This is a genomic window from Ascidiaceihabitans sp., assembly GCF_039986515.1.
Classification (GTDB): Bacteria; Pseudomonadota; Alphaproteobacteria; order Rhodobacterales; family Rhodobacteraceae; genus Ascidiaceihabitans.
The window spans coordinates 85,194-109,710 of record NZ_JBDWQO010000014.1; the positions used below are offsets into that span (position 1 = coordinate 85,194).

Annotated in this window: 26 protein-coding genes; 12 read left to right on the forward strand and 14 right to left on the reverse strand. The window is 54.1% G+C overall.

Going from position 1 to position 24,517, the window contains the following annotated elements; translation table 11 throughout:
• The first annotated feature begins 40 nt into the window (after positions 1-40).
• Positions 41-505, forward strand: coding sequence for an NUDIX hydrolase (locus tag ABJL60_RS12760; protein WP_348375839.1), 465 nt, complete (start codon positions 41-43; stop codon positions 503-505).
• Here ABJL60_RS12760 and ABJL60_RS12765 read toward each other — a convergent pair.
• From ABJL60_RS12765 to ABJL60_RS12785, 5 genes are all read right to left on the reverse strand, one after another.
• Positions 471-1,319 (reverse strand): DMT family transporter, encoded by an 849-nt coding sequence (locus ABJL60_RS12765; RefSeq protein WP_348289119.1) that lies wholly within the window; start codon positions 1,317-1,319, stop codon positions 471-473. The genes ABJL60_RS12760 and ABJL60_RS12765 overlap by 35 nt on opposite strands.
• Positions 1,320-1,451: 132 nt before the next feature.
• Positions 1,452-1,943, reverse strand: coding sequence for an N-acetyltransferase (locus ABJL60_RS12770; RefSeq protein WP_348375840.1), 492 nt, complete (start codon positions 1,941-1,943; stop codon positions 1,452-1,454).
• Positions 1,944-2,011: 68 nt separating this feature from the next.
• The gene (locus tag ABJL60_RS12775; protein WP_348375841.1) at positions 2,012-3,163 is read right to left on the reverse strand and encodes an ADP-ribosylglycohydrolase family protein; all 1,152 of its coding nucleotides are present in this window, start codon (positions 3,161-3,163) and stop codon (positions 2,012-2,014) included.
• Positions 3,164-3,459: 296 nt separating this feature from the next.
• Positions 3,460-5,100, reverse strand: a complete 1,641-nt coding sequence (groL, locus tag ABJL60_RS12780) for a chaperonin GroEL (RefSeq protein WP_108827387.1) — start codon at positions 5,098-5,100, stop codon at positions 3,460-3,462.
• A 78-nt stretch (positions 5,101-5,178) separates the two neighbouring features.
• A complete protein-coding gene (locus ABJL60_RS12785) occupies positions 5,179-5,466 on the reverse strand; it encodes a co-chaperone GroES (RefSeq protein ID WP_108827386.1) in 288 nt (95 codons plus the stop codon).
• A gap of 722 nt (positions 5,467-6,188) precedes the next feature.
• Here ABJL60_RS12785 and ABJL60_RS12790 point away from each other — a divergent pair.
• Positions 6,189-6,686 carry a Hint domain-containing protein gene (locus tag ABJL60_RS12790; protein WP_348375842.1) on the forward strand — a complete coding sequence of 166 codons (498 nt, stop codon included), beginning with the start codon at positions 6,189-6,191 and terminating at the stop codon, positions 6,684-6,686.
• Between the two features lie 65 nt (positions 6,687-6,751).
• Positions 6,752-7,741: a TraB/GumN family protein gene (locus tag ABJL60_RS12795; protein ID WP_348375843.1), complete on the forward strand. Its 990-nt coding sequence runs from the start codon at positions 6,752-6,754 to the stop codon at positions 7,739-7,741.
• Between the two features lie 19 nt (positions 7,742-7,760).
• Here the strand turns inward: ABJL60_RS12795 and ABJL60_RS12800 are convergent, their stop codons facing one another.
• Positions 7,761-8,441: a DUF2161 domain-containing phosphodiesterase gene (locus ABJL60_RS12800; RefSeq protein WP_348375844.1), complete on the reverse strand. Its 681-nt coding sequence runs from the start codon at positions 8,439-8,441 to the stop codon at positions 7,761-7,763.
• A 262-nt stretch (positions 8,442-8,703) separates the two neighbouring features.
• Here ABJL60_RS12800 and ABJL60_RS12805 point away from each other — a divergent pair, with 262 nt between their 5' ends.
• From ABJL60_RS12805 to ABJL60_RS12840, 8 genes are all read left to right on the forward strand, one after another.
• Complete coding sequence (locus tag ABJL60_RS12805; protein WP_348375845.1) at positions 8,704-9,624, forward strand: manganese-dependent inorganic pyrophosphatase; 921 nt, start codon at positions 8,704-8,706, stop codon at positions 9,622-9,624.
• 159 nt (positions 9,625-9,783) lie between these two features.
• Complete coding sequence (locus tag ABJL60_RS12810; protein WP_348375846.1) at positions 9,784-10,659, forward strand: TIGR01459 family HAD-type hydrolase; 876 nt, start codon at positions 9,784-9,786, stop codon at positions 10,657-10,659.
• A gap of 88 nt (positions 10,660-10,747) precedes the next feature.
• A complete protein-coding gene (locus ABJL60_RS12815; RefSeq protein ID WP_108827381.1) occupies positions 10,748-11,191 on the forward strand; it encodes a MaoC family dehydratase in 444 nt (147 codons plus the stop codon).
• A gap of 86 nt (positions 11,192-11,277) precedes the next feature.
• Positions 11,278-12,009 (forward strand): sterol desaturase family protein, encoded by a 732-nt coding sequence (locus ABJL60_RS12820; protein ID WP_348375847.1) that lies wholly within the window; start codon positions 11,278-11,280, stop codon positions 12,007-12,009.
• A gap of 63 nt (positions 12,010-12,072) precedes the next feature.
• Positions 12,073-13,005, forward strand: a complete 933-nt coding sequence (locus ABJL60_RS12825) for a bifunctional riboflavin kinase/FAD synthetase (protein WP_348375848.1) — start codon at positions 12,073-12,075, stop codon at positions 13,003-13,005.
• On the forward strand, positions 13,002-13,472 hold the full coding sequence (locus tag ABJL60_RS12830) for a YcgN family cysteine cluster protein (protein WP_348288419.1): 471 nt from the start codon (positions 13,002-13,004) through the stop codon (positions 13,470-13,472). The genes ABJL60_RS12825 and ABJL60_RS12830 overlap by 4 nt, the downstream gene beginning before the upstream one ends.
• Positions 13,472-14,509, forward strand: coding sequence for a beta-eliminating lyase-related protein (locus tag ABJL60_RS12835; protein WP_348375849.1), 1,038 nt, complete (start codon positions 13,472-13,474; stop codon positions 14,507-14,509). The genes ABJL60_RS12830 and ABJL60_RS12835 overlap by 1 nt, the downstream gene beginning before the upstream one ends.
• A gap of 102 nt (positions 14,510-14,611) precedes the next feature.
• On the forward strand, positions 14,612-15,457 hold the full coding sequence (locus ABJL60_RS12840; RefSeq protein WP_348375850.1) for an MBL fold metallo-hydrolase: 846 nt from the start codon (positions 14,612-14,614) through the stop codon (positions 15,455-15,457).
• Positions 15,458-15,497: 40 nt separating this feature from the next.
• Here ABJL60_RS12840 and ABJL60_RS12845 read toward each other — a convergent pair whose 3' ends face one another.
• Positions 15,498-16,184 (reverse strand): alpha/beta hydrolase, encoded by a 687-nt coding sequence (locus ABJL60_RS12845; RefSeq protein ID WP_348375851.1) that lies wholly within the window; start codon positions 16,182-16,184, stop codon positions 15,498-15,500.
• Positions 16,185-16,282: 98 nt separating this feature from the next.
• The gene (locus tag ABJL60_RS12850) at positions 16,283-16,879 is read right to left on the reverse strand and encodes a 2-hydroxychromene-2-carboxylate isomerase (RefSeq protein WP_348288427.1); all 597 of its coding nucleotides are present in this window, start codon (positions 16,877-16,879) and stop codon (positions 16,283-16,285) included.
• A gap of 118 nt (positions 16,880-16,997) precedes the next feature.
• Here ABJL60_RS12850 and ABJL60_RS12855 point away from each other — a divergent pair, with 118 nt between their 5' ends.
• Positions 16,998-18,017: a ribose-phosphate pyrophosphokinase gene (locus ABJL60_RS12855; protein WP_108829995.1), complete on the forward strand. Its 1,020-nt coding sequence runs from the start codon at positions 16,998-17,000 to the stop codon at positions 18,015-18,017.
• 745 nt (positions 18,018-18,762) lie between these two features.
• Here the strand turns inward: ABJL60_RS12855 and ABJL60_RS12860 are convergent.
• The 6 genes from ABJL60_RS12860 to ABJL60_RS12885 all read right to left on the reverse strand — a co-directional run bounded on the left by ABJL60_RS12860 (position 18,763) and on the right by ABJL60_RS12885 (position 24,108).
• Complete coding sequence (locus ABJL60_RS12860; RefSeq protein ID WP_348375852.1) at positions 18,763-19,113, reverse strand: H-type lectin domain-containing protein; 351 nt, start codon at positions 19,111-19,113, stop codon at positions 18,763-18,765.
• 113 nt (positions 19,114-19,226) lie between these two features.
• On the reverse strand, positions 19,227-19,652 hold the full coding sequence (locus ABJL60_RS12865) for a F0F1 ATP synthase subunit epsilon (RefSeq protein WP_108827371.1): 426 nt from the start codon (positions 19,650-19,652) through the stop codon (positions 19,227-19,229).
• Between the two features lie 25 nt (positions 19,653-19,677).
• Entirely contained in the window at positions 19,678-21,099 is a 1,422-nt protein-coding gene (gene atpD / locus ABJL60_RS12870; protein ID WP_348288431.1) for a F0F1 ATP synthase subunit beta, read from the reverse strand.
• A 21-nt stretch (positions 21,100-21,120) separates the two neighbouring features.
• On the reverse strand, positions 21,121-21,996 hold the full coding sequence (locus ABJL60_RS12875; RefSeq protein ID WP_348375853.1) for a F0F1 ATP synthase subunit gamma: 876 nt from the start codon (positions 21,994-21,996) through the stop codon (positions 21,121-21,123).
• Positions 21,997-22,009: 13 nt separating this feature from the next.
• Entirely contained in the window at positions 22,010-23,548 is a 1,539-nt protein-coding gene (atpA, locus tag ABJL60_RS12880) for a F0F1 ATP synthase subunit alpha (RefSeq protein ID WP_348375854.1), read from the reverse strand.
• A complete protein-coding gene (locus ABJL60_RS12885) occupies positions 23,548-24,108 on the reverse strand; it encodes a F0F1 ATP synthase subunit delta (RefSeq protein WP_348288437.1) in 561 nt (186 codons plus the stop codon). The genes atpA and ABJL60_RS12885 overlap by 1 nt, the downstream gene beginning before the upstream one ends.
• Positions 24,109-24,517: the final 409 nt, after the last annotated feature.

Below are 24,517 nucleotides of genomic sequence, written 5' to 3' on the forward strand. Positions count from 1 at the left end.
ATGGTGGGTCAGGAATTCCGGTAGTCTTCAAAGGCAAAATATGTCCAAACGCCCCATCCGCTGCGCTGTGCGTGCATTAATCGTGCATGAGGACCGCTTGTTGTTGGTCAACGCATGGAAAGACGCCCGCTACGATTTGATGTGTGCCCCCGGTGGCGGGGCAGAACCAGGCAGCAGCTTGCCCCAAAATCTGGCCCGTGAAGTCTATGAAGAAACCGGGCTTAGGGTGCGGGTGGGTGCCCCTGCCCTTGTGAACGAATTTCATGATCCGCGGTCGGGGTATCACCAGATGGAAGTGTTCTTTCACTGCACCTTGATGGGGTCCACAAAAGTGCCTGAAGGTTGGGTCGATCCAGAAGCCATTGTCAGTCGACACCATTGGGTCACACAAGACGAATTGGCATCGATCAATCACAAGCCTGACAGTTTAGGGGCCGTGGCCTTTGCGGACCACAACACCGACCCCATCATTACTTACGACCCTTTGGAAGCGATTGTGTCGTAACGGCCAACGCAATCCCCCCCACAACAAAACCCGCCGCAATGAGAATGACGCCAGTAACGGCTTCGCCCAGCAACAGGGCGCCGCCGATAATGGCAATGATGGGCACGCTCAGCTGTACCACGGCCGCAGTTGACGCAGGCAAGCGGGGTAAAACGGCGTACCAAAGCGTATATCCCAGCCCCGAGGTGACGCCACCTGCAAGAGCGGCCAAACCAACGCCCGTCATATTCGCAGACAGCCCCTGCCCCACAAGCAAAAGGGCCAAGATCGGCAATGCCAGAATGAAGTTGGCCGCCGTCGCGCCCAGTGGATTTGGTGCGCCGCGACCTGCAAGCGTATAGGCGGCCCATCCGATGCCTGCGATGGTCATCAATATGGCCCCGCCCGTGTCCGCAATGCCACCCGGCCCTGGCCACAACGCAACCAACAGTCCCACAAAAGCAATGCCTGCCCCTGCCAATTGGCGCATAGTAGGTCGCGCGTCTGTGGCAGCACCCCATGCAAACATCACGATTTGCACAACGCCAAACAAGATCAACGCACCAAGCCCCGCATCAAGCGTCGCATAGGCCAGTGAAAACCCGATCATATATGCAGACAGGCTAAGTGCCCCGATGATCCGGCCGCGTTTCATAAGCGGCAATTGCCCGCCCCTAACGCTCAGCACCATGCCCAACACGACAGCGCCGGCCAGAACCCGGATCACTGCAAAGCTAGAGGGGTCAATGTATCCACCGTCAACTGCCAACCTGTTCAGAACAGAGTTGGCGGCAAAAGCAATCATGGTAAGAGTAACAAGTAAAAACAGTTGCATGGGGCGATCTTAATCCTGAAAAAGTGGTGGGCCAAGGACCACCTTACAAAGTGTCGTTCACAATTTGGTTCTTGGGGCTGGTGCATTTTGCACCCTTAGAAGGCGCGGCAGGCCACGCCTTACACCGCATGCCTAGTCCAAGTCCTGAAACGGTTTCGGGTACACCAGCGTCTGTGTTGGCGCATCACTGCCCGGCCCTGCCAACATCAAATGGCTGCCAGGGTAAGGGGACGTCAGATTGGCCGTTCTCGCATGGCTAAAACCACCGCGTTCATAAAGCGAGACTTTGCCCAGAACCACCACATAGGTGTCTGACATCCGCGCCCATTCCGTCAACATTCCCATCATGCGGGTGCAAAACCGCCGTCCTTGCACATCACGTGCCACGGCCACCGGCGCCAGACACAACCACCCCTTTGGCGCAACCATCCGGGACAAGGCGTAGTAGCCGACAATTCTGTCCCCCATAGGCAAAACCGTTTCACCCGCGATGGCTTTGGTGCGGCGCAGCTGTTGCACCAGTCGTGCTTCGGACGGGTCATCAAACGCATCGCTCAGCAAAGCGTCTACGGCATCTTCTTCGCCTTGTTGCATTGGACGCATATGGTCAGGAAACTGGATCATGAGTTCGTCTTTTCATCTTTTGGCCAAAACGGTGACGGGACCATCTTACACATCCCTTCGTGTCACCTTCAGGCATCCACACGCAACTCTTCAACATCGTCACGGCACGTCAGCTTTTCCAGCCAAGTCTGCGGAATGCCTTTGTCCCCACCAACACCGTACACCGCCCCACACAACGCCCCAACCAATATCGCGCGCCCACAATTGTCGCCCCCTGCATAGATGTTGCGGCGCACAGCGGCAGTGAAGCTGCCAGCAGTCATCACATTGTGCACAGCCGCAGGGACGCCATAGTCCAGATCGCAGGCCAATCCGAAATGACGTGTGACAGAATTTGCATCTTCGTCCATGCGGCCCAGCGCATTCGCCAACAAAGTGTCCACCTCTGGACTGGCTTCTGCGCGGCCAGCATCAACAAGCTGGCGCACTGTGTCACCGTGAACAGCCCGCTGCATCATGCGCGCAACCACTCGCCCGTGCGCCTGCGCCGTGGGATGATCGTTGGTGGTTCGCACCGCAGACCATGCATCCTGCAGCACGCCATCGCCATTATCCCGCGCAAAGCATCCTGCCAATCCCGGCAGTTTTGAAATCGCAGGCAATTGCACGTCCCAAGCCCCGAAAACCGGTTTCATTGCCAAAATTTCATCCAGAACCCGAAAGCCATAGTCAACCGTTGCATCATCATCATGCGTCAATCGCACCGCTTGTTCGAATTCAGTGCGCAAAACAGGGCCAGAGAACTGTCCCGTTAAAGCCAAAGCCTTTGTCATCATCGCGACAGTCACTTTGGGATTTCCATGGAAGGCAATACCTTTGACCTGCGCCAAAGCGGCGTCTTCAGCACGCAGGAAATTGTTCAAAGTCTCTCTGGTGGCGTGATCAATGTATCCGGTAAACGCACCGCCATAACCGAAATGGCTGCGAAATGCGGCGGCGTAATGTGACGCATCGTAGGTGCCGTCATTTGCGGCAACCGAACGCAACAGGACCAGTGCTTGTTCACCATATTGGGACAAATCGCCGACTTTACGCCCCTCATGGGCGAAATAGCCCGGTACGCCCTGATAATCCGCAGCATTCGGGGCACGAAACTCCGGAGTAGACGGGGCAAGTTTGGCAATGTGATCTTGATCGTAGATCCAATGTGTTCCCATGGTCGCGGCGTCTGCAACAAGTGCGCCAAGAACAAGGTTTTTTGCGCGTTCTTTTACAAGCATGACGTTTCCCAAAAAATCTGACACTTCAAACTGACCAGATCATATGGCCTGCGTTCTATCCAGAGTGTTTCGATCACAAAACCTTTTGAAAGGTCCAGGGATCACGCAAACCCAAAAGAAATCCCCCCCTATGGAACCAGCGCTTTTGTAGCATAACACCTGGGGCCCTCTGCGCATTGAAAGCGTGAACAACCGGACACTACGGAGACAGACCCTCTCATGACAAAAGGGCCCGAAGGCCCTTTTGCATTTCTGTTTGCGTCGTGCAGACAGGCTTTGGTTTTACCAAAGTCGTCTTACATCATGCCGCCCATGCCGCCCATGTCGGGCATTGCTGGTGCGCCGCCGCCGTCTTTGGCGGGACGATCAGCAACCATAGCTTCTGTTGTGATCAGCAAGGATGCAACGGATGCCGCGTCCTGAAGCGCTGTGCGCACAACTTTGGCCGGGTCAATGACGCCGAAGGAGAACATGTCGCCATATTCTTCTGTTTGTGCGTTGAAGCCGAATGTCAGGTCGTCGCTCTCGCGGATTTTGCCCGCAACAACGGCGCCGTCTACGCCTGCGTTTTCAGCGATCTGACGCAATGGCGCTTCGATGGCTTTACGCACGATGGAGATACCAACGTTCTGGTCGTTGTTTGCGCCTGTCACGCCTTCAAGCAGCTTGGCCGCCTGAACCAGAGCAACACCACCACCTACAACGATACCTTCTTGAACAGCGGCACGTGTCGCGTTCAATGCATCGTCAACGCGGTCTTTACGCTCTTTGACTTCTACTTCTGTCATGCCGCCGACGCGGATCACAGCAACACCGCCGGCCAATTTGGCAACGCGCTCTTGCAGCTTCTCTTTGTCGTAGTCAGATGTTGTTTCTTCTGTCTGCTGACGGATTTGTGTGACACGTGCTTCGATTTCGCCGCTGTCGCCGTTGCCATCGATGATTGTTGTTTCATCTTTGGTGATGGCGACGCGCTTCGCGGAACCCAGCATGTCCATTGTGACGGATTCAAGCTTCATGCCGAGGTCTTCGGAAATCACTTGGCCGCCTGTCAGGATCGCGATGTCTTGCAACATGGCTTTGCGGCGATCGCCGAAACCAGGTGCTTTGACAGCTGCGATTTTCAGACCGCCGCGCAGTTTGTTGACCACGAGTGTCGCCAACGCTTCGCCTTCAACATCTTCTGCGATGATCAAGAGTGGCTTCTGGGACTGGATCACTTGCTCGAGCAAAGGAACCATTGGCTGCAAAGAAGACAGTTTCTTTTCGTGCAACAAGATGATGCAGTCTTCGAGCTCTGTCGTCATTTTGTCAGGGTTTGTGACAAAGTAAGGGGACAGGTAGCCGCGGTCGAACTGCATGCCTTCAACAACATCGGTTTCTGTTTCCAGACCTTTGTTCTCTTCAACAGTGATGACGCCTTCGTTGCCAACTTTTTGCATCGCGTCTGCGATTTGCTGACCAATTTCGGCTTCGCCGTTTGCAGAGATCGTGCCGACCTGCGCAACTTCAGCGGAATCGTTGACTTCACGTGCAGCAGATTTGATCGCTTCAACAACAGTTGTTGTCGCCAGATCGATGCCGCGCTTGAGGTCCATTGGGTTCATGCCAGCGGCAACAGATTTCATGCCTTCTTTGACGATGGCTTGGGCCAGAACTGTCGCGGTTGTTGTACCGTCGCCAGCTTCGTCATTGGTACGGGAAGCAACTTCCTTAACCATTTGTGCGCCCATGTTTTCGAACTTGTCTTCCAGTTCGATTTCTTTCGCCACGGATACACCATCTTTGGTGATGCGCGGTGCGCCGAAAGATTTGTCCAGAACCACGTTACGACCCTTTGGGCCCAATGTGACTTTGACAGCATTTGCAAGAATGTTCACGCCATCCAGCATACGGTTGCGGGCGTCTGTGCCGAACTTTACGTCCTTAGCAGCCATGTTGTTTCTCCTTAAGAGTATTCAAATATCGAGAGGGGCGGTGCATTGAAATGCACCTTACGAGACAACCGAAAAGGTTTACTCGATGATGCCCATGATGTCGGATTCTTTCATCATCAAAAGCTCTTCGCCTTCAACGGTGACTTCTGTTCCGGACCATTTGCCGAACAGGATTTTGTCGCCGGCTTTAACAGCCATTGCGATCAGTTCGCCGCTGTCTTTACGGGCGCCTTCGCCTGTAGACACAACTTCGCCTTCGCTTGGTTTCTCTTTCGCGCTTTCGGGAATGATCAACCCGCCAGCTGTTTTTTCGTCGCTTTCGGTGCGGCGTACCAGCACACGGTCATGAAGCGGTTTCAATGCCATCTTTGTAGCTCCTCAAAGGATCAAAGTTTCTCCCTGACCTTGGTCGTCCAAGGCCGTTAGCACTCAATCAATTCGAGTGATAACGGCGCATAGCTAGGCATGTGTATGGGGCGAGTCAAGGAAAGGGACCGTAAAAGTTTTGCAAAAATGCGAAACAGAAATGCCGTGACAAGAAACCTGCTGTTAGCTTGCTTTGTATTAACCATCGCACCTGACGGGATTAGCAGTTTCAGGAGTGCGACAATGGCGACGGTAAATGGTGGCAGCGGCAGTGAAAACATCAACACCGAAAGTGAAAACGACTCCATAAACTGAGGCGGCGGGAATGATACCGTCACTTCTAACGTTGGCAATGATACTGTTAGCACTGGCAGCGGTGCAGATTTCGTTGAGTCCCGGGCGGGCAATGATCGCGTCTACTCTGGTGGCGGCAATGATACAGTCAACGCCGGCGAAGGAGACGATTATGTCGATAGTTGAACTGGCGACGATTCCATCAGTGGCGGGGACGGCAGCGACGCCATTCTAGGTTATTCGGGCGATGACACCATCGACGGCGGTGCAGGCAATGATAGCATTGAAGGCGGTCGAGGTGACAACAGCATTTTCGGAGGGACCGGGGACGATACGATCTATGGGGGCAGTGGAAACGACACCATCACCTCATCCGAAACCGATCAAGCACCTGTTGCCATTGAACGGCTCACGCAGCACCACAAGGTTTGCACGTTGACCATGGGGCACAAAGGGTGTGTACCGTTTTGTCCAATACCGCCCCGGGTTATGGAAGGCACGCGCCAATTGTGATCCAGTCCGGAATGCTTGGCAACAAAGCCGCGTTGACCGTCTCTCCCGCACACCGCATGATGCTTAGGGACACGCAAGCAGAAGTTATGTTTGGGCAGGCCGAAGTCTTGGCAACTGCAAAATCACTATGCGACGGCAAAACCGTTTATCGTATGCCAGTGGTCCACATCACCTACGACCATGTCGTCCTGTCCCGCCATGAGATTATCTTCGCCGAAGGCTGTGCCACTGAAAGCGACCAAACCGATGGCACCCACTCCCAACCAAGCGCAGATCACAACAAATCCGCCACAGATTTCTTACAAAGCCCGATGGCTTGTATCAGACCCAGTTTGCGTCATTTTGAAGTTCAGCTTTTAAGAAGTTTACAACGCAGCTGGACCTGTCCGCGCCATGACCTGCAAGCAGCCTAGCGTATAGGTGTTGCAGCATAGGCAACAGGCCCATATCCTGCACACAATCAGCAACAGGAGCCGCAATGCGCGCCATCACAGCCCTTTGTCTTAGTCTATTTTTGTGCGGCACATCCGCTTGGGCAGCCTGCACGGGCGTCGACTTGCGCGACCAATTATCGGCATCACAATCATCCGACCTGCAGAGCCGGTTGAGGGATCAACCTTTCCGGCACGGCAATCACTGGGTTGCGACGAAGGAAGATGTGCGTTTGAACATCATCGGCACCTTGCACCTGGACGACCCTCGTCATGACGCCATCGTGAAACAGCTAAAACCCGTTTTACAAGGCGCAGATCTACTTCTTGTGGAGGCGACCGAGGCGGAAGAAAAGGCCCTGGAAAACGCCATGGCGCTGCAGCCGGACGTGATGTTTATCCAGACAGGGCCAAGCCTGATCGACATGATGTCTGCCGAAGAGTGGGCCGCATTGTCCGAAGCAGCACAGGCCCGTGGAATTCCTTCTTTCATGGCTGCAAAATTTCAGCCTTGGTACTTAAGTCTAGTGTTGGGGCTGCCCCCTTGTGTGATGCAGCAAATGGCGCAAGGCGGGCGCGGATTGGATCATCGCATCATGGCAGAGGCGAAGAAAGCCGGGGTACCGACAGCCGCGTTAGAGCCTTGGGATACATTGTTTGAAATCTTCGGTAACGATCCGATCGAAGACCAGATCGAAATGCTAAAATTGTCGGTAATGCCTATCAAAGCCGCCGAAGACACGGTTGCCACTTTGGTCGCGCAATACTTCGATGAAGATCACGGCGCCGTCATGGACACATCGCGTGTGATCACCAGGGCGCAGGTCGATATGGCACCCGTTGCTTTCGATACGGCCTTTGATGCGCTTCTGGAGAACTTGCTTGTGGCACGCAATCTGGCGTGGATGGATGTGATTGCAGCACAAAAAGACACCCGTATCGTGATTGCTGTTGGGGCGGGGCATTTATCAGGGCCGCACGGAATTTTACAAATGTTGCAAAACGTCGGATATAAAATGGAACGTCAGCCGTTCTGAGAGCCTCGCCATTCTGGTGCTAACTGCTGCCTAGAATTTGTCCAGAAGCAGAAACTGCATCAGCCCCAAGGGGCGTCAGTCCGTAAACGCCTTTTTCAACCTTTTCAAACCAACCATAGTGATTGTCACGCATCATTGTCGTAGCCCGCGCGACTTGGGTTTCACGGGCCACATCGGCACCACGGCACGCGCCCACTTCAAAAAGGTATAGCGCGACCTTGATTGCATCCTGTCGATAGGCAGTTATCAATCCAACACGGGTCTGACCGCCATCATTGGGATCACCCACCCGTCCTGCAAACTCTTTCAACAAACGTGCTTCCCGTTTGGCAGATTTACGTGGTGCATAGGGCCCGGGATCACAATGAACTTGAACAAGACCATCAGCAATCCTGACTGTAATCAAACCCAAACCCAAACGACGGGCCAATTTGGTCATGTCTTTTACGGATTTCAAAAACCGTTTGCCCGATCCGTCTGCAACGGCCATGTAAACGTCATCGGTGACAGACAATCGCGCAACGCATTGGTGCACCAAGGTCAGCGAAAATCCCAGCTTAAGCTCGACGATAACGGCAGGTTCTGCACCGCGCACCGCAACCACATCAGCAGCACCAACTTCGGATTTCACGACATACCCCTGCCCTTCTAAGAAGGTTTTGATTGGCGGGTACAAATCGGTCTCTTTAAATGCGTCCATACAGGCGTCGTAGCAGGGTTTTGCCCAAGCGCCCAGAGAGGTGACAATATCCGCAACACCAGAGAGAACCCTGAAAATGGTCCAGACCTACAACACAAGACCCATAACAACGTTGCGCCGATTCTTTTCGCCAAAAATATCCCGGGGAGTTTGAGGGGCAGCGCCCCTCATCAATGAAACGGCAAAAAATGCCGCAGGTGACAACCGCGATAAGCAATCCTATAAGGCGCGTAAATCAGACGCTTTGAGCAGGAATACACCCATGACAACTCTCGTTTTTGGCCACAAATCACCAGACACCGACAGTACAGGCAGCCCCATTATTTGGGCGTGGTATCTCAACGAGATCAAAGGCCAATCCGCCAAACCAGTTCTCTTGGGTGAGCCGAACACAGAAGCGACCTTTGTGCTGAAACGCTGGAATTTGGACAAACCAGAAATCGTGTCCGACGTTGCGGCAGACACCCCAGTGGTCATCGTCGATACGAACAACCCCGCTGAATTGCCTGCAGGGATCAACGATTGCGATATCACTGCTATCATTGATCACCACAAACTGGTGGGTGGGCTGGAAACCAAAGGCCCCATCGACATCCGGATCGAACCCTTGGCATGCACGGCCACGATCATGTGGAAAATGATCGGCAAAGACATGGCGCAAATGCCCAAAGACGTGAAAGGGGCAATGTTGTCGTGCATCTTGTCGGACACACTAGAGTTCCGCAGCCCCACAACGACACAAGAAGACAAAGCCATCGCCTATGATCTGGCCAAAGATTTGGACGTCGACATTTCCGCCTATGCTGCGGAAATGTTCGAAGCCAAATCAGATGTGTCCGCCTTCTCGGACGCGGAATTGCTGCGCATGGACAGCAAGGAATACGAAGTTGACGGCAAACAATTCCGTGTGTCCGTTCTGGAAACCACTGCACCGCAAATCCTGATTGACCGTAAGGATAGCCTTATGGCGTCCATGCCGGGTGTTGCCACCGAAGATGGTGCGGATCAGGTGCTTTTGTTTGTCATCGACATTCTGAACGAAGAAGCGACGTTGCTGGTTCCTAATGATCTGGTCAAAACAGTCGCGGAGAAAAGTTTTGATGCGACGGTCAAGGGCGACACTGTTGTGTTGCCAGGCATCATGAGCCGTAAAAAGCAGATCATACCAAACCTGAAAGTATGATCGGTGTGGTGCAGTGAACTGCACCTTACTGACCTGTGATCTCGTAAGGCGCACCTTGGTGCGCCTTATTGTTTTTCAAAGAATACATGTTGGGATCCGTCCAGATGCGTTGTTCATGAACCGCAACTGTGATTTGACCCACGCCAAAGGAGCCTCCTAATGACCCAGATCATCACTGCTTTGTCCGAAGTGTCCCAACGCTACGACGCACTTTTTGTCGATTTGTGGGGCTGCGTCCACAACGGTGTTACAGCCCATGTCCCTGCTGTTGAGGCGTTGCAAGCCTACCGCAAAACTGGTGGGAAAGTGGTCTTGGTCACCAACTCACCCAAACCACGTGCCGGGGTCGCAGACCAGCTGTTGGGCTTTGGTGTTCCCGCTGATGCCTATGACACCATCGCCACATCTGGCGATTCCGCACGGTCCGCGATGTTTCGGGGTGCCGTTGGTGAAAAGGTGTTCTTTATGGGCGAAGAACGGCGTGATGCGCAGTTTTTTGAGCCACTTAGCCTGTTGGACACCCCTTTGGACATTTCGCGTGTGCCCCTGCAGGAGGCCACGGGCATCGTTTGCTGCGGCCCTTTTGATCCGATGGCCGACCCTGACGTCAATCGTGCCGACTTTCTGTATGCCAAGCAAAAAGGCATGAAATTGCTCTGTGCAAATCCTGACATTGTTGTGGACCGCGGCGACGTGCGTGAATGGTGTGCGGGCGCTTTGGCCCAATTGTACACAGAGATGGGCGGCGAAAGCCTGTATTTCGGCAAACCCCACCCCCCTATCTATGATCTTGCGCGCCGCCGGCTTGCAGAACTTGGTGCGGATATTCCAGACACACGTATATTGGCCATCGGCGACGGGGTCCTGACCGACATCAAAGGGGCCATTGGTGAAGACATTGATTCCCTATTCATCTCGGGCGGATTGGCCGCGTCAGAAACAAAAACAATCACCCAACCTGACCCAAATCTTCTAAGTGCCTATTTAGAAAAAGAAATGTCATCGCCAACCTTCACAATAGGACATTTGCGCTGACCCTTTTTTCGCTTGATTTTCTGCGCCTGCAAAGTAATTAAGTTACTTGAAACTGGCGGCAGGCGTCAGAAAGTTACCGGAGCGTGAAATGTTGGACAATCTTCCCCGCGGCACCATCTGCATTGAAGACATCGAAATGGGCATGACCCGCTACTTGCGCAAACAAGTCACCGACAAAGACATTGAAATGTTCGCCGAGGTGTCGACCGACCACAATCCGGTCCATCTGGATGACGAATACGCACAAGACACGATTTTTGAGGGCCGCATCGCCCATGGCATGCTAACTGCAGGGTTGATTTCCGCCGTCATCGGAGAACAGTTGCCCGGTCATGGCACCATTTACATGGGGCAAAATCTCAAGTTTCTGGCCCCTGTGCGCCCCGGTGACATGGTCTATGCCGAGGTTAAAGTCATCGACATCGAGATCTCCAAACGTCGTGTGAAACTGGACTGCCATTGCTCTGTCGATGGTAAGAAAGTGGTCATTGGCGAAGCCACCGTCATGGCGCCGTCGCGTAAATTCGATTGATCTAGCCTTACGTCACCCTACGCCACGTCAACCTTTACACACGACCAAACAACGCTTTTCATCATATCCATCCAAAGGAGGATGCTATGAAAGAAACGCTGCGGGTGCTGATGCACATGGGGTCATTGCAACGGCTTTTGCCGTTTTGGTTGCTTGGGGTGGCCCTTATGGTCTGGGTGCCTTCCTTATGGATCCTGCCCGCTTTGGTCTGGGGCGGTGTCATGCAATTTTTTGTTGAATACGCGATGCACCGTTTCTTGTTGCACCGTGCGCCCCCAACCGATCAAAGCCCCTTCAACGCATTGTACCGCAGCCACATCGGCCATCATGAATTTCCAAACACGCCGGAATTCTTCACCGGTGACGACCACTGGTATCCAGTGCGGTTCGGGCTTTTGTCTTTGGCCCTGCACGTCGGGGTTTTGGGATGGATTGTAGGATTTCAAACGGCCCTCTGGTTTTCGATCATCGCCATTTTTGTCGGATCAGTCAGCGCGTTTGCCTTTTACGAATTTTGTCATACCCTAGCGCATCTTAAAGTCCCCAAAGGCTGGTTTGGCACTCAAATCACCCAAAGCCACCTGCGCCATCACTTCAACGACCATGATGCGACCTTTCATGTGTCCTTCGGCATGGGATGGATAGATCGGGTGTTTGGCACCGGATACAACAGGGAAACCGCCCGCGACCGGTTCGATGCAGAAACCAATCTAAGCATGGGCATGGACCCTGAAGACTTGCGTTTGGTTACGGCACGCAAGGCCTATGGCTTGCCTGCATCACCGCGCCCGCGCAAAGGATCAACGCAAGCGCAGTGAAGGCGCGGCGATTGTGCCTCATGCCCGCTTGCACCCTTCGCCCTCCAAGGCTAGGCATGTCGCATGCGCATCATCCGAGACTACCACTTCGTTGAACCCCAAGACCGCGGCGCCACAGTCGCTGTCGGCAACTTTGACGGGGTTCACCAAGGCCATCAATCCGTCATAGACATGGCCCGCGCCGCAAGGCCCGACGCGCCTTTGGGCGTGTTGACATTTGAACCCCACCCTCGCCAGTTCTTCGCCCCCCACGCCCCGGCCTTTCGGCTAATGAGCCGTGAAGCCCGCGCGTCACGATTGGAAAAGCTGGGTGTTGAAAAACTGTATGAATTGAATTTCAACGCTGCACTTTCCGGTCTTAGTCCATATGATTTTGCAAAGATCGTGATCGCTGATGGCCTTGGGTTACAGCATGTTATTGTCGGCGCTGATTTTTGCTTTGGCAAAGACCGTGCAGGCACTGTGCAAGATTTGCAGCAATTCGGGGCCGAAATGGGGTTTGGCGTCACCATCGCCCCCCTGATCGCACAATCTGAAAAAACGATTTCGTCCACCGCCATCCGGCAAGCGTTGAGCGATGCGCGGCCCGCCGATGCCGCTGCAATGCTGGGCCACTGGCACCGTATCGAAGGCCCTGTGATTGGTGGCGAACAGCGCGGCCGCGAACTGGGCTATCCAACGGCCAACATGTCCATTGACGGGCTGCATCCCCCGGCCTTTGGCGTTTATGCTGTTCTGGTCGACGTGTTAGACGGGCCGCATACAGGCCAGTATCACGGCGTCGCATCCATGGGCGTGCGTCCCATGTTTGGCGAAAATAAACCCAACCTAGAAACCTTTATCTTCGACTTCACCGGCGATCTTTATGGTACGCATTTATCTATCGGTCTGGTGGCCCATTTGCGCGGCGAAGAGAAATTTGACGGCCTTGATGCGTTGATCACGCAGATGGATGCCGACAGCCTACAAGCCCGCTCCATTTTGGCCGCTCTATGACCGGTGCAATTGCACAAAAGGGGCTGGCCCGCGAATTCTGGAAGCGTAAACCGCTGAAAAAAATGAATGACGCGGAATGGGAAGCGCTATGTGACGGGTGCGGCAAGTGCTGCCTGAACAAACTGGAAGACGACGACAGCGGCGAAGTTGCATTAACAAATGTGGCCTGTCGCCTGCTGGATGATGCAACATGCCGATGTGTGCATTACGAAGACCGCCGCCAATTTGTGCCTGATTGCATCAGTCTGACCCCAGACAATCTGGACACGCACGCCTACTGGATGCCGCAAACCTGTGCCTACCGCCTGCTGTTTGATGGCAAGGAATTGCCCGATTGGCATCCTTTGATCACTGGCGACCCGAATTCCGTCCACAAGGCCGGCGTCAGCATGCAACATCGAACAGTGTCTGAATTCAGCGTCCCCGAGGAAGATTGGGAAGATCACATCATAGAGGAGCCCACCTGATGTTTTTTGCCTCTGACAACGCAGGCCCAGTGCATCCGCAAGTCATGGACAGGCTGAACAAAGCCAATGATGGATACGCAATGCCATACGGCGCTGACCCGATCATGGACGAGGTACGCGGTGCAATACGCGACCTCTTTGAGGCGCCGGAGGCTGCCGTTTATCTGGTGGCCACAGGCACCGCTGCTAACAGCTTGGCACTGGCCTGCTACGCCCCGGCCTACAGCACCGTCTTTTGCACACAGGTTGCGCATATCCACGAAGACGAATGCAACGCGCCAGAATTCTATTCGGCAGGCGCCAAACTGACGCTGGTGCCGGGCACAGACAAAATGACACCCGAAGCCCTGCGGAAATCCATCGAAGGCGAAGAAGTCCGCGGCGTGCATGGCCCGCAACGGGGGCCGGTGTCCATCACGCAGGTGACAGAACGCGGATCGGTCTACACTTTGGACGAACTCAGCGCCCTCACAGCTGTTGCCAAAGACTACGACCTGCCCGTCCACCTTGATGGCGCGCGATTTGCCAATGCGATGATGGCACTGGGATGCACCCCAGCCGAGATGACATGGAAAGCCGGCGTTGATGTAGTCAGCTTCGGGGGCACCAAAAACGGCTGCATGGGGGTCGAAGCCGTTGTACTGTTTGACCCGAAAAAAGCATGGGAATTTGAACTGCGCCGCAAACGCGGGGCACATCTTTTTTCCAAACACCGCTACTTGTCAGCGCAAATGGCGGGGTATCTGGCCGATGGTCTGTGGATGGAAACAGCGGCCATGGCAAATCGCAATTGCGCCCGATTGGCTGAAGGATTGCAAGCAAAGGGGGCCTCGTTTCTGCATCAGCCTCAAGCGAATATGATCTTCGCTACATTGCCGCGTAGCGCACACCAACGGCTGCACGATGCTGGGGCTACATATTACATCTGGGAAGGATCGCTGGAAGGCGACGACCCGGACGAACAATTGGCGATGCGCCTCGTATGCGATTGGTCGATAACTCCAGATGACATCGATACGTTTGTAAGCCACATTTAAAGCCTATCTTTTCCCAAAGAATCCCGAGGGGACAGAGCCCCACTTCAAACACGAGACCAAACACAAAACGGCACCCTGCCCCGCGAAGCATAGGAACAGCCCATGTTATGTAAAATTGGTGATATCGAAATCTGGCGCCTGTTAGAGATCAACGGTCCTTTTCTGGACCCGCTAAAACTTTTTCCCAACGCGGGGCCGGACGTCAGCGCCAGAATTGAAAAACTTGTCCCCGGTGCAATAGACGCCGAAACGGGGGCAATGATCCTACCGGTGCAGGGGTTTTTGTTGAAAACCCCTGACCATGTTGTTCTGGTTGACGGCTGTGTTGGCAACGACAAAACAGCCGCTCTGCCCGCATGGAACAAACGTCAGGACGGGCGATTTATGGCGGCGTTGACGGCCGCCGGGGTGACACCCGCACAAGTCGATTTCGTGCTTTGCACCCATCTGCACACAGATCACGTCGGCTGGAACACGCAATTGCAAGACGGACGCTGGGTACCGACGTTTCCAAATGCAAAATATCTAATGCCCTCGGCAGACGAGGCCGTGTTTCGTGCCGCCGCCAACGACACCTTCACCGAAAGCGTGTTACCAGTCATCGAAGCCGGACAAGCAGAGCTGGTGCAAGCCGGGCACACTTTGGGCGATTACATCACATTGATGCCAACGCCAGGGCACACCCCCGGTCATGTGTCGATCGGGATCAAACATGGAGCCGCACAAGCCATCATCACCGGTGACGCGCTGCATACCACCGCGCAATGCTGGCATCCCGAATGGCACTTTTCATTTGATATGGATGCCGACTTGGCAGAAACCTCAAGACGACAGCTTCTTGAAACCGCATCAGAAACACATGCCCGCATCATCGGCAGCCACTTCAAGCTGCCATCCATCGGGCACATCGGTGCGACGGGCGATGGATTCTTTTGGACAGACGACTAGGGTTCTAACCTTAAGGCCAGCCATTGTTCTGGGCACGCACTTAAAGCGACGCCCAGAACTTTGATATTTCAGCGGCGATGCGCTTTGCATGCGTGATCGGGGCCATATGCCCTGCCCGCTCCACAACAACGGACCGGACATCAGGCAAACGCTTTTCCAGCGACGCATTGATGGCAATGGTTGTGTCGGAACTTTGGTCGCCACGCATCAAAAGGGTGGGCATCGTCGCTTGCGCAAAACGATTGCCCGCCAGCAAATTAGCTGAATCGTGAAACAGAAACGGGGCACTGGCAGGTACGAAATGAATACGGTCCGCCATGTATTGACGCAAAGTGTCCGGAATCGCATCCCACTTGGTGCCATCCCCCCACCCTCTGTTGAAGGTGCGGGCGGCTTCCATCATATCACCCGACGCATATGCATCAGCAAATGCTGAATTATGTGCGTCATAGGTTTCCCACAACGCAGGCGCATCTTCCATTGCGGCGGCAAAGTACACAGGTTCAAACATCGTCAGGGACCGCACCATTTCCGGCATCTCGATGGCGAGGCGCATAGCCACGGTCGCGCCGAACGAATGGCCGATCAGATCCATGGGTTCGGTCAACAAAGCCCGCCCCATATCGGTGGCCACGTCGTGCAGGTTGCCCTTGCGATCCCAGTCGCCGGACTGCCCATGGCTGGGCAAATCATAGGCAAGCAATGTCGCTTGGTCCTCCAGTGCCACGCCAAGCCCCTTCAGGGCACCAGAATGCGCCAAAGTGCAATGAATACCGAGCGCCTTACGGGGACCTTGGCCGAAACTGCGGCTATGCGTATGCAAACTCAAGCGAGGCTGGCCAAATGTGCGTCAAGATCGTCGATTTTGTCTTGCCCCCAAAAACGGCCCGCCCCGTCGACCACATAGAATGGCGCGCCGAAGACGCCATTTGCATATGCCTCTTCCAGATTGGCGGCATAGGTATCGGCCGACCCCATCAAATCGCTGTCCGCCAACGCCGGATCAAAACCGGCACTTTCCAGGCAGGCGCGAATGACGTCATCTTGGGCGATGTCTTTTTCTTCCGCCCAGCACGCCCGTAAAAACGCATGTGTCAGCGCCCCGACATCACCGCCTGTTTTTTGGGCGGCGATAATCGCGTAGGATGACGGCGCCATATTTGTGGGCCAATGTGACGGCTTCAAGTTAAAGTCCATGCCCAACTTTTGCGACTGCCGTTCCAGTTCAATTGCACGGTATTCGATACGGCTGATGTGACGATCTTTTGGGGGTGTTCCGCCTGTACGCCCAAACAAAGTCATAAGGTCCAAAGGCTTATACGTTACGGTTGCGCCATGCTTTTTTGCAACAGCTTCCATGCGCATCCCGGCCAGATAGGCATAGGGGGACAGCGTCGCGAAATAATAGTCGATATGGGCCATTAACTTTCTCCTAAGGTATGCTTTGCCGGACGGTATAGGCGTGTTAAGCGAAAGCCAACATCACGAATCTGTCACATTCGAAATGTTGTTAATGACGCTGCATCACGGGGACCCACATATGCCAGCCATCGTCGAACCCAAACTTATCACCGGGAACGCAAACAAGCCTTTGGCCTCAGCAATCGCGCGGCGCATGTCGCTGCACAGAGGTGTCAACGTGGGCCTTGTGGATGCGCGTGTCGAACGTTTCAACGACGGCGAAATCTTCGTTGAGGTCTTTGAAAATGTCCGTGGCGAGGACATGTTCATCATCCAGTCCACATCGAACCCCGCCAATGACAACCTGATGGAACTGTTGGTGATGTGCGATGCGCTGCGCCGGTCCTCCGCGTCTCGGATCACCGCTGTCATTCCCTACTTCGGATACGCCCGCCAAGACCGTCGTACCAAAGCCCGCACCCCTATTTCCGCCAAGCTGGTGGCCAATATGATCCACGGTGCCGGCATTGAACGCGTTCTGACAATGGATCTGCACGCAGCCCAGATTCAGGGGTTCTTCGATATTCCCGTCGACAACCTGTATGCGTCCCCCGTCTTTGCTTTGGACATCAAAGCCCAGTTCAAAGACCGCATGGACGAACTGATGGTCATTTCCCCCGACGTGGGCGGCGTGGCCCGCGCCCGCGAATTGGCAAAACGGATCAACGCGCCTTTATCCATCGTTGACAAGCGCCGCGAAAAGCCCGGTGAAATTGCTGAAATGACAGTCATCGGCAATGTCGAAGGCAAGGTGTGCCTGATCGTTGATGACATTTGCGATACGGCTGGTACCCTATGCAAAGCAGCCGAAGTGTTGATGGAAAATGGCGCCAAAGAGGTGCACAGCTATATCAGCCACGGCGTCATGTCTGGTCCTGCCGTCGAACGCGTTACGAATTCCGTAATGAAGTCGCTGGTGCTGACAGATACAATCGAGCCAACCCAACCCATCAAAGACGCCGCAAACATTCGTGTTGTGCCAACAGCCCCGATTTTTGCCCAAGCGATCCTGAACATCTGGAACGGCACATCTGTTTCGTCCTTGTTCGACGACACAACTTTAAGCCCGATCTATGATGGGCTGTACGCGGCGGAGTGAAAACAAGCCCATTTGGGTGGACCTCTAGTGTCGTCTTCGTGAAACTTGGTGTGATCGACCTGCCGCTTGGTCTGTAGGCTCAGGACCCATTAATCTTATTCCCTCAGTTTCCCTGATTTGGTTTGTGACGAGGCGCGGCGCGGCTGCGCAGAAACAGTGGTTCTATTTCAAGCAGATGCAACGATGCTCACAAGCCAAATCAGGGAAATCGGAGACCCGATTTTCACTTCATCTCAGTGTCCTGGACCGCTTGAAAAGAGAACCACTCTTATCGGCGCGACCCAAGCCTCTGATATTTCGTGATAATCGCGCTGAGGCAATGAGATTAATGGGTCCTGAGCCTAAGCTCTTGATAGTTACAATTGCCCCTAACCGTGGAAGATTGCGAATACGGCGGCAATTGTTCTTTTTCTTTGTATTGGTGTTTTCTTCAATGCTTTTATATCGGCCTTAGTTTTCTGTTTTTGGCGGTATAGGGTCATTATTGGAGTGGAAGGCTTATCCGACAATGGAAACGATGGCTTGGCCCCCTGGGGGGCTCTAGCAAATCAAAACAGTTCGATAGTGATTATGGGACGCTTCTGGGCAGGCGACATTCTTCCTGAATTGCATCAGAAGTGGGCCAAGGCCTTTGCCTATGTCGTTTTCAGTGCATTGGGGTTGGTCTTCTGTTTCGGGCTAACAGAGTTTTTGCCCCTGAAATTCTCAAGTTGAGAGACAACTGAAACAACCGCCAAGCGTCTCCTCAATACAATTCCCAATCATCATCATCCGACAACTCACCAATCGCTATCCACCCGATGCGTACACGGGCAACACGGGTGTCGCCCCAAGTGCGAAAAACAAGGTCGAAGCCGTCTTCAGTGACAGCTTCCGCGGCAACATCAGCGCGAATTATTGTATCCGCCGCCATGTCCCACAAGCTGACCGAGGTCTGGACCGTGGGTACGGAACGGAAATTTTCAGAAAACTTTATGCGACGGCGGCGTTCACGTTGACCGCGACCTGTCCACATTTCTCCGTCAGTTTCAAAATCGGAAAACAGAACGGTATCGCCCTGCTCAACGCCCATCAAATGGCTTCGTAATCGTTTCATAGTGTCTTCGCTTTAAATACTTGAAAGGGCATAACACGATCACTCTTGTCAAAAACAAAAAAGGCCACGGTCACCCGGGGCCTTTTTCAAAGTCTGTGGCGTAAAAACCAGCCTTAGCGGGCGTTCAAGCCGATGTCTTCTCCCATAGCGACCATATCGGACAACAGCTTGGCTGCGTCGTCTACAGGGCCCGGTTCATTTTCGAAGAATTCCTTGGCCGTCGAATAAGCAGTTTTTGCTTCTTCAACCATGTTTGCCATTTCTTCTTGCGTCATCTCTGCTTTGGGCACCGCGCGTTCCGCCAAAACCGAAACGCCACCCGCACCGATTTCCGCAAAACCACCGGTCACAACATATTCTGTTGTGCCCTCTGGACCTTCAACACGCAGCACACCAGGGCGCAGCGTGGTGATGGTTGGCGCATGATCGGGCATTGCCGTCATGTCGCCATCTGCGCCCGGGATTTGCACAGCGGATGCTTGCACAGAGGCCAACAACCGCTCGGGCGATACCAGTTCAAATTGCATCGTGTCTGCCATTTGTCAGACCTCCTACTTGCGTGACTTAGGCTGCGTCTGCGGCCATTTTCTCGGCTTTTGCAATCACTTCGTCGATGCCGCCAACCATGTAGAAGGCGCCTTCGGGAAGGTGATCATATTCGCCAGCCACAACAGCTTTGAACGACGAAATCGTGTCTTCCAGCTGAACCTGTTTGCCGTCTGCGCCAGTAAATACTTTTGCAACGTCGAAAGGCTGGGACAAGAAGCGTTCGATCTTACGCGCACGGGCCACGGTCAATTTGTCTTCTTCTGACAATTCGTCCATGCCCAAAATCGCGATGATGTCCTGCAAGGATTTGTAACGCTGCAAGATTTGCTGAACGTCTGTTGCAACCTTGTAGTGCTCTTCACCGATGATCAGTGGATCAAGCAAACGCGATGTTGAACCAAGTGGGTCAACAGCCGGGTAGATGCCTTTTTCAGAGATCGAACGATCCAGAACCGTTGTCGCGTCGAGGTGCGCAAAGGATGTCGCTGGAGCCGGGTCAGTAAGGTCATCCGCAGGCACGTAAACCGCTTGAACAGATGTAATGGAACCGTTTTTCGTGGAGGAAATACGTTCCTGCATCTGGCCCATGTCTGTCGCCAATGTGGGCTGGTAGCCAACCGCAGATGGGATACGACCCAACAAAGCGGACACTTCGGAACCGGCTTGTGTGAAGCGGAAGATGTTGTCCACAAAGAACAAAACGTCGGAACCTGTGTCATCACGGAACTGTTCCGCGAGGGACAGACCGGTCAAAGCAACACGCATACGCGCACCGGGAGGTTCGTTCATCTGACCGTATACCAGTGCAATTTTCGACTCTGGCAAGTTGTCAGGCACGATAACGTTGGATTCGATCATTTCGTGGTAAAGGTCGTTGCCCTCACGCGTACGTTCACCAACACCCGCGAACACGGACACACCAGAGTGCACCTTCGCGATGTTGTTGATCAGTTCCATGATCAGAACGGTTTTGCCAACGCCGGCACCACCGAACAGACCAATTTTACCACCCTTGGTGTAGGGGGCCAAAAGGTCGATAACCTTAATACCTGTTGTCAGGATTTCAGTCGCTGTGGACTGCTGGTCAAAGGCAGGCGCGTCGCCGTGGATGGAACGCGTTTCTTGCGCGTCAACAGGGCCCTGTTCGTCAACAGGATCGCCTGTCACGTTCAGGATGCGGCCCAATGTGCCGTTGCCCACTGGCACCTGAATTGGCTTGCCTGTGTCGGACACGGGCGCACCGCGCACAAGACCTTCAGAGGCGTCCATCGCAATGGTACGCACTGTGTTTTCGCCAAGGTGCTGAGCCACTTCGAGGATCAGTTTCTTGCCGTTGTTGTCTGTTTCCAAGGCGTTCAGGATCTCTGGCAGAGCATCCTCAAACTGCACGTCGACGACGGCGCCGATGACTTGGGTGATTTTTCCGACGTTAGCCATGTCGTGTTTCTCCGGTTCTCTCTAGAGCGCTTCCGCGCCCGAAATGATTTCAATCAGCTCGTTGGTGATCACGGCCTGACGCGAGCGGTTGTATTGGATGGTCAGTTTGTCGATCATCTCGCCTGCGTTGCGTGTCGCGTTGTCCATTGCAGACATCCGCGCACCCTGTTCGGACGCACCGTTTTCCAGCAACGCGCTGAAAATGGCAGTCGCCACACCACGGGGCAGCAAGTCAGCCAAAATGGCCTCTTCGCTGGGCTCGTAGTCATAAAGCGTTGCGTCGCCGGCGTCTTCCGTGGCTTCAAATGAAGCTGGAATAACCTGCTGCGCCGTTGGGATCTGGCTGACCACGTTCACGAACTTCGCATAGAAGATCGTGGCAACGTCAAACTCACCCGCATCAAAGCGGCCCAACACGTCCTTGGCGATGCCTTGGGCATCCACATATCCAACGCGTTTCACGTCTGTCAGGTCCACATGGCCGATGAATGTATCACCGAAATCACGTTTCATCTGATCGCGGCCTTTTTTGCCCACGGTCAGAATTTTGACAGTCTTGCCAGCGGCTTGCAATTCACTTGCATGCTTTTTGGCCAGCTTCACGATGTTGGTGTTAAACCCACCGCAAAGCCCACGTTCAGACGTCATGACAACCAGCAACTGCACTTGGTCGCTGCCCGTACCGGACAACAATTTCGGTGCACTGTCTGATCCACCAACAGAAGCGGCCAAACCGCCCATCACCGCGTTAAAACGCGTCGTGTAGGGGCGCGATTGCTCAGCCGCTTCCTGCGCGCGGCGAAGCTTCGCCGCGGCAACCATTTGCATGGCCTTTGTGATCTTCCGCGTGTTTTTCACGCTTGTGATCCTGTTTTTAAGGTCCTTAAGGTTTGCCATTTACCTTGGCTCCTTAAGCGAAATCAGCGGCGAATGCGTCGAGCGCTGCTTTCATTGCGTCCGCAAGGTCGTCTTTAACCTTACGATCGTTGTCTGTGATGTCTGCCAGCAAATCCGCGTTGTTGGTGCGCAGGTGCTTCAGCATTGCGGCCTCAAAGCGGCCAACGTCGGACACGTCGATCTTGTCGAGGTAGCCGTTTGTGCCTGCAAAGATCACGCATACGATTTCCGCGTTGGTCAGCGGCGCATATTGTGGCTGCTTCATCAACTCAGTCAAACGTGCACCACGGTTCAGCAAGGCTTGCGTGGAGGCATCCAAGTCAGACCCGAACTGCGCGAAGGCCGCCATTTCGCGATACTGCGCAAGCGACAGTTTCACCGGACCCGCGACAGACGACATCGCCTTGGTTTGCGCCGAAGATCCAACACGGGAAACGGACAGACCTGTGTTCACAGCTGGGCGGATGCCTTGGTAGAACAATTCTGTTTCCAAGAAGATCTGACCGTCTGTGATCGAAATCACGTTTGTCGGAATAAACGCAGACACGTCGCCGCCTTGGGTTTCAATGATCGGCAGAGCCGTCAAAGAGCCGTTGCCGGACGCATCGCCCAATTTCGCAGAACGCTCAAGCAAACGAGAGTGAAGATAGAAAACGTCACCAGGATAGGCTTCACGGCCAGGTGGGCGACGCAAAAGCAAGGACATCTGGCGGTAAGACACGGCCTGCTTGGACAAATCATCATAGATGATCAACGCGTGACGGCCATTGTCGCGGAAGTGCTCCGCCATGGATGTCGCGGCGTATGGGGCCAAGAACTGCATTGGGGCTGGATCGGACGCTGTCGCCGCAACCACGATGGAATATTCAATCGCGCCTGTTTCTTCGAGCTTTTTCACCAACTGCGCCACTGTGGAACGCTTTTGGCCGATCGCAACATAAACACAGTACAGTTTCTTGTACTCGTCGTCGCGTGCGGCCTCATTGTAGGATTTCTGGTTCAGGATCGCATCCAGAGCCACAGCTGTTTTACCAGTCTGACGGTCACCAATGATCAATTCGCGCTGGCCACGGCCAATCGGGATCATCGCGTCGACAGATTTCAGGCCAGTCGCCATCGGTTCGTGTACGGATTTACGTGGGATAATGCCCGGCGCTTTCACGTCAGCCACTTGGCGTTTGGTCGTTTTGATCGGACCTTTGCCGTCAATTGGGTTGCCCAAGCCGTCAACAACGCGGCCCAGCAATTCGTCGCCCACCGGAACGTCCACGATAGAGTTGGTGCGCTTGACTGTGTCACCCTCTTTGATGTCGCGGTCAGAGCCGAAGATAACCACACCGACGTTGTCGGCTTCGAGGTTCAAGGCCATGCCCTGAATGCCACCGGGGAATTCAACCATCTCACCGGCTTGGACATTGTCCAGACCATAAACACGGGCGATACCGTCACCAACGGACAAAACGCGACCAACTTCGGCCACTTCTGCTTCTTGACCAAAGTTCTTGATCTGGTCTTTTAGAATCGCAGAAATTTCTGCTGCTTGGATACCCATTATCCGACCTCTTTCATTGCATTCTGGAGGGAGTTCAGCTTCGAACGGATCGACGTGTCGATCATTTTCGAACCCACTTTAACAACAAGACCGCCGATGAGGCTTTCATCCACGGTCGCGTTAATCGTCACGTCTTTGCCCATTTGGGCTTTCAACGTCTTGGCAAGCGCATCGGCCTGGCCTTTGGTCAGAGCCTTGGCGCTGGCCACGTCTGCTGTCACTTCGCCCTTGTCGTCGGCAATCAAAGCCCGCAGCGATGCGACCAGTTGCGGCACCACGAACAAACGACGCTTGGTGGCCATCAAAGCCAGCGTGTTTGCCATGATTGGGGAAAGTTTCATTTTCTTGGCGATGGCTGTAATCGCCACCCCCTGTTCGTCGCGTGTGTAAATCGGAGAATGGATCAGGGCGTTAAAGTCGCCGCTGTCTGCCATTACACCGCTTAGCGCCGCGAGGTCTGTTTCGATGGCTTTGATCTTTTTGCCTTCTTTGGCCAGATCAAACACCGCAGTTGCGTAACGCAACGCGATACCTGTGGAAATGGAAACTGGTTCTGACACGTCCACCCTTCCGATGTCTTGGCCCCACATTGCGCTTATTGCCGCGCGACGTAGGGGGTTGGTGTCGTGCACAACATAACGTGACGACAAAATCAGGGCGGATGTAGCAGAGGTATCCTCACCCCGCAACAGGGCAGTGCACACTCCCTTTTTGAGGGTTTGTTAACAATTACAAAGGCTTGGCGAAGGTGCGACCAAGTGCGCCTGCATTTTTATGGTACAAGCGTTCATTTTTTGGGGAATTATGGCCTCGAATCCGTCGCATCCAGGCAAACCTGTCGCAAATTTTTGTCCCGCTTCGCCATGCCCTCGGCCATCAAAACCCAAGGATGTCGCGCTATTTTCCCGATATAGGTGCACCATGCGACACTTGGTCGGGTATAGGATGCATCGGTGCGCGTCCGATCCA

What these genes read in the sequence shown, in the direction of transcription:
- ABJL60_RS12765 (WP_348289119.1), bottom strand. Translation starts at nt 1,319, where the DNA reads ATGCAACTGTTTTTACTTGTTACTCTTACCATGATTGCTTTTGCCGCC.
- ABJL60_RS12775 (WP_348375841.1), bottom strand. Translation starts at nt 3,163, where the DNA reads ATGCTTGTAAAAGAACGCGCAAAAAACCTTGTTCTTGGCGCACTTGTT.
- ABJL60_RS12820 (WP_348375847.1), top strand. Translation starts at nt 11,278, where the DNA reads ATGAAAGAAACGCTGCGGGTGCTGATGCACATGGGGTCATTGCAACGG.
- ABJL60_RS12795 (WP_348375843.1), top strand. Translation starts at nt 6,752, where the DNA reads ATGCGCGCCATCACAGCCCTTTGTCTTAGTCTATTTTTGTGCGGCACA.
- atpD (WP_348288431.1), bottom strand. Translation starts at nt 21,099, where the DNA reads ATGGCTAACGTCGGAAAAATCACCCAAGTCATCGGCGCCGTCGTCGAC.
- ABJL60_RS12815 (WP_108827381.1), top strand. Translation starts at nt 10,748, where the DNA reads ATGTTGGACAATCTTCCCCGCGGCACCATCTGCATTGAAGACATCGAA.
- ABJL60_RS12825 (WP_348375848.1), top strand. Translation starts at nt 12,073, where the DNA reads ATGCGCATCATCCGAGACTACCACTTCGTTGAACCCCAAGACCGCGGC.
- ABJL60_RS12840 (WP_348375850.1), top strand. Translation starts at nt 14,612, where the DNA reads ATGTTATGTAAAATTGGTGATATCGAAATCTGGCGCCTGTTAGAGATC.
- groL (WP_108827387.1), bottom strand. Translation starts at nt 5,100, where the DNA reads ATGGCTGCTAAGGACGTAAAGTTCGGCACAGACGCCCGCAACCGTATG.
- ABJL60_RS12855 (WP_108829995.1), top strand. Translation starts at nt 16,998, where the DNA reads ATGCCAGCCATCGTCGAACCCAAACTTATCACCGGGAACGCAAACAAG.
- ABJL60_RS12785 (WP_108827386.1), bottom strand. Translation starts at nt 5,466, where the DNA reads ATGGCATTGAAACCGCTTCATGACCGTGTGCTGGTACGCCGCACCGAA.
- ABJL60_RS12860 (WP_348375852.1), bottom strand. Translation starts at nt 19,113, where the DNA reads ATGAAACGATTACGAAGCCATTTGATGGGCGTTGAGCAGGGCGATACC.
- ABJL60_RS12805 (WP_348375845.1), top strand. Translation starts at nt 8,704, where the DNA reads ATGACAACTCTCGTTTTTGGCCACAAATCACCAGACACCGACAGTACA.
- ABJL60_RS12850 (WP_348288427.1), bottom strand. Translation starts at nt 16,879, where the DNA reads ATGGCCCATATCGACTATTATTTCGCGACGCTGTCCCCCTATGCCTAT.
- ABJL60_RS12810 (WP_348375846.1), top strand. Translation starts at nt 9,784, where the DNA reads ATGACCCAGATCATCACTGCTTTGTCCGAAGTGTCCCAACGCTACGAC.
- ABJL60_RS12770 (WP_348375840.1), bottom strand. Translation starts at nt 1,943, where the DNA reads ATGATCCAGTTTCCTGACCATATGCGTCCAATGCAACAAGGCGAAGAA.
- ABJL60_RS12800 (WP_348375844.1), bottom strand. Translation starts at nt 8,441, where the DNA reads ATGGACGCATTTAAAGAGACCGATTTGTACCCGCCAATCAAAACCTTC.
- ABJL60_RS12875 (WP_348375853.1), bottom strand. Translation starts at nt 21,996, where the DNA reads ATGGCAAACCTTAAGGACCTTAAAAACAGGATCACAAGCGTGAAAAAC.
- ABJL60_RS12830 (WP_348288419.1), top strand. Translation starts at nt 13,002, where the DNA reads ATGACCGGTGCAATTGCACAAAAGGGGCTGGCCCGCGAATTCTGGAAG.
- ABJL60_RS12865 (WP_108827371.1), bottom strand. Translation starts at nt 19,652, where the DNA reads ATGGCAGACACGATGCAATTTGAACTGGTATCGCCCGAGCGGTTGTTG.
- ABJL60_RS12835 (WP_348375849.1), top strand. Translation starts at nt 13,472, where the DNA reads ATGTTTTTTGCCTCTGACAACGCAGGCCCAGTGCATCCGCAAGTCATG.
- ABJL60_RS12760 (WP_348375839.1), top strand. Translation starts at nt 41, where the DNA reads ATGTCCAAACGCCCCATCCGCTGCGCTGTGCGTGCATTAATCGTGCAT.
- atpA (WP_348375854.1), bottom strand. Translation starts at nt 23,548, where the DNA reads ATGGGTATCCAAGCAGCAGAAATTTCTGCGATTCTAAAAGACCAGATC.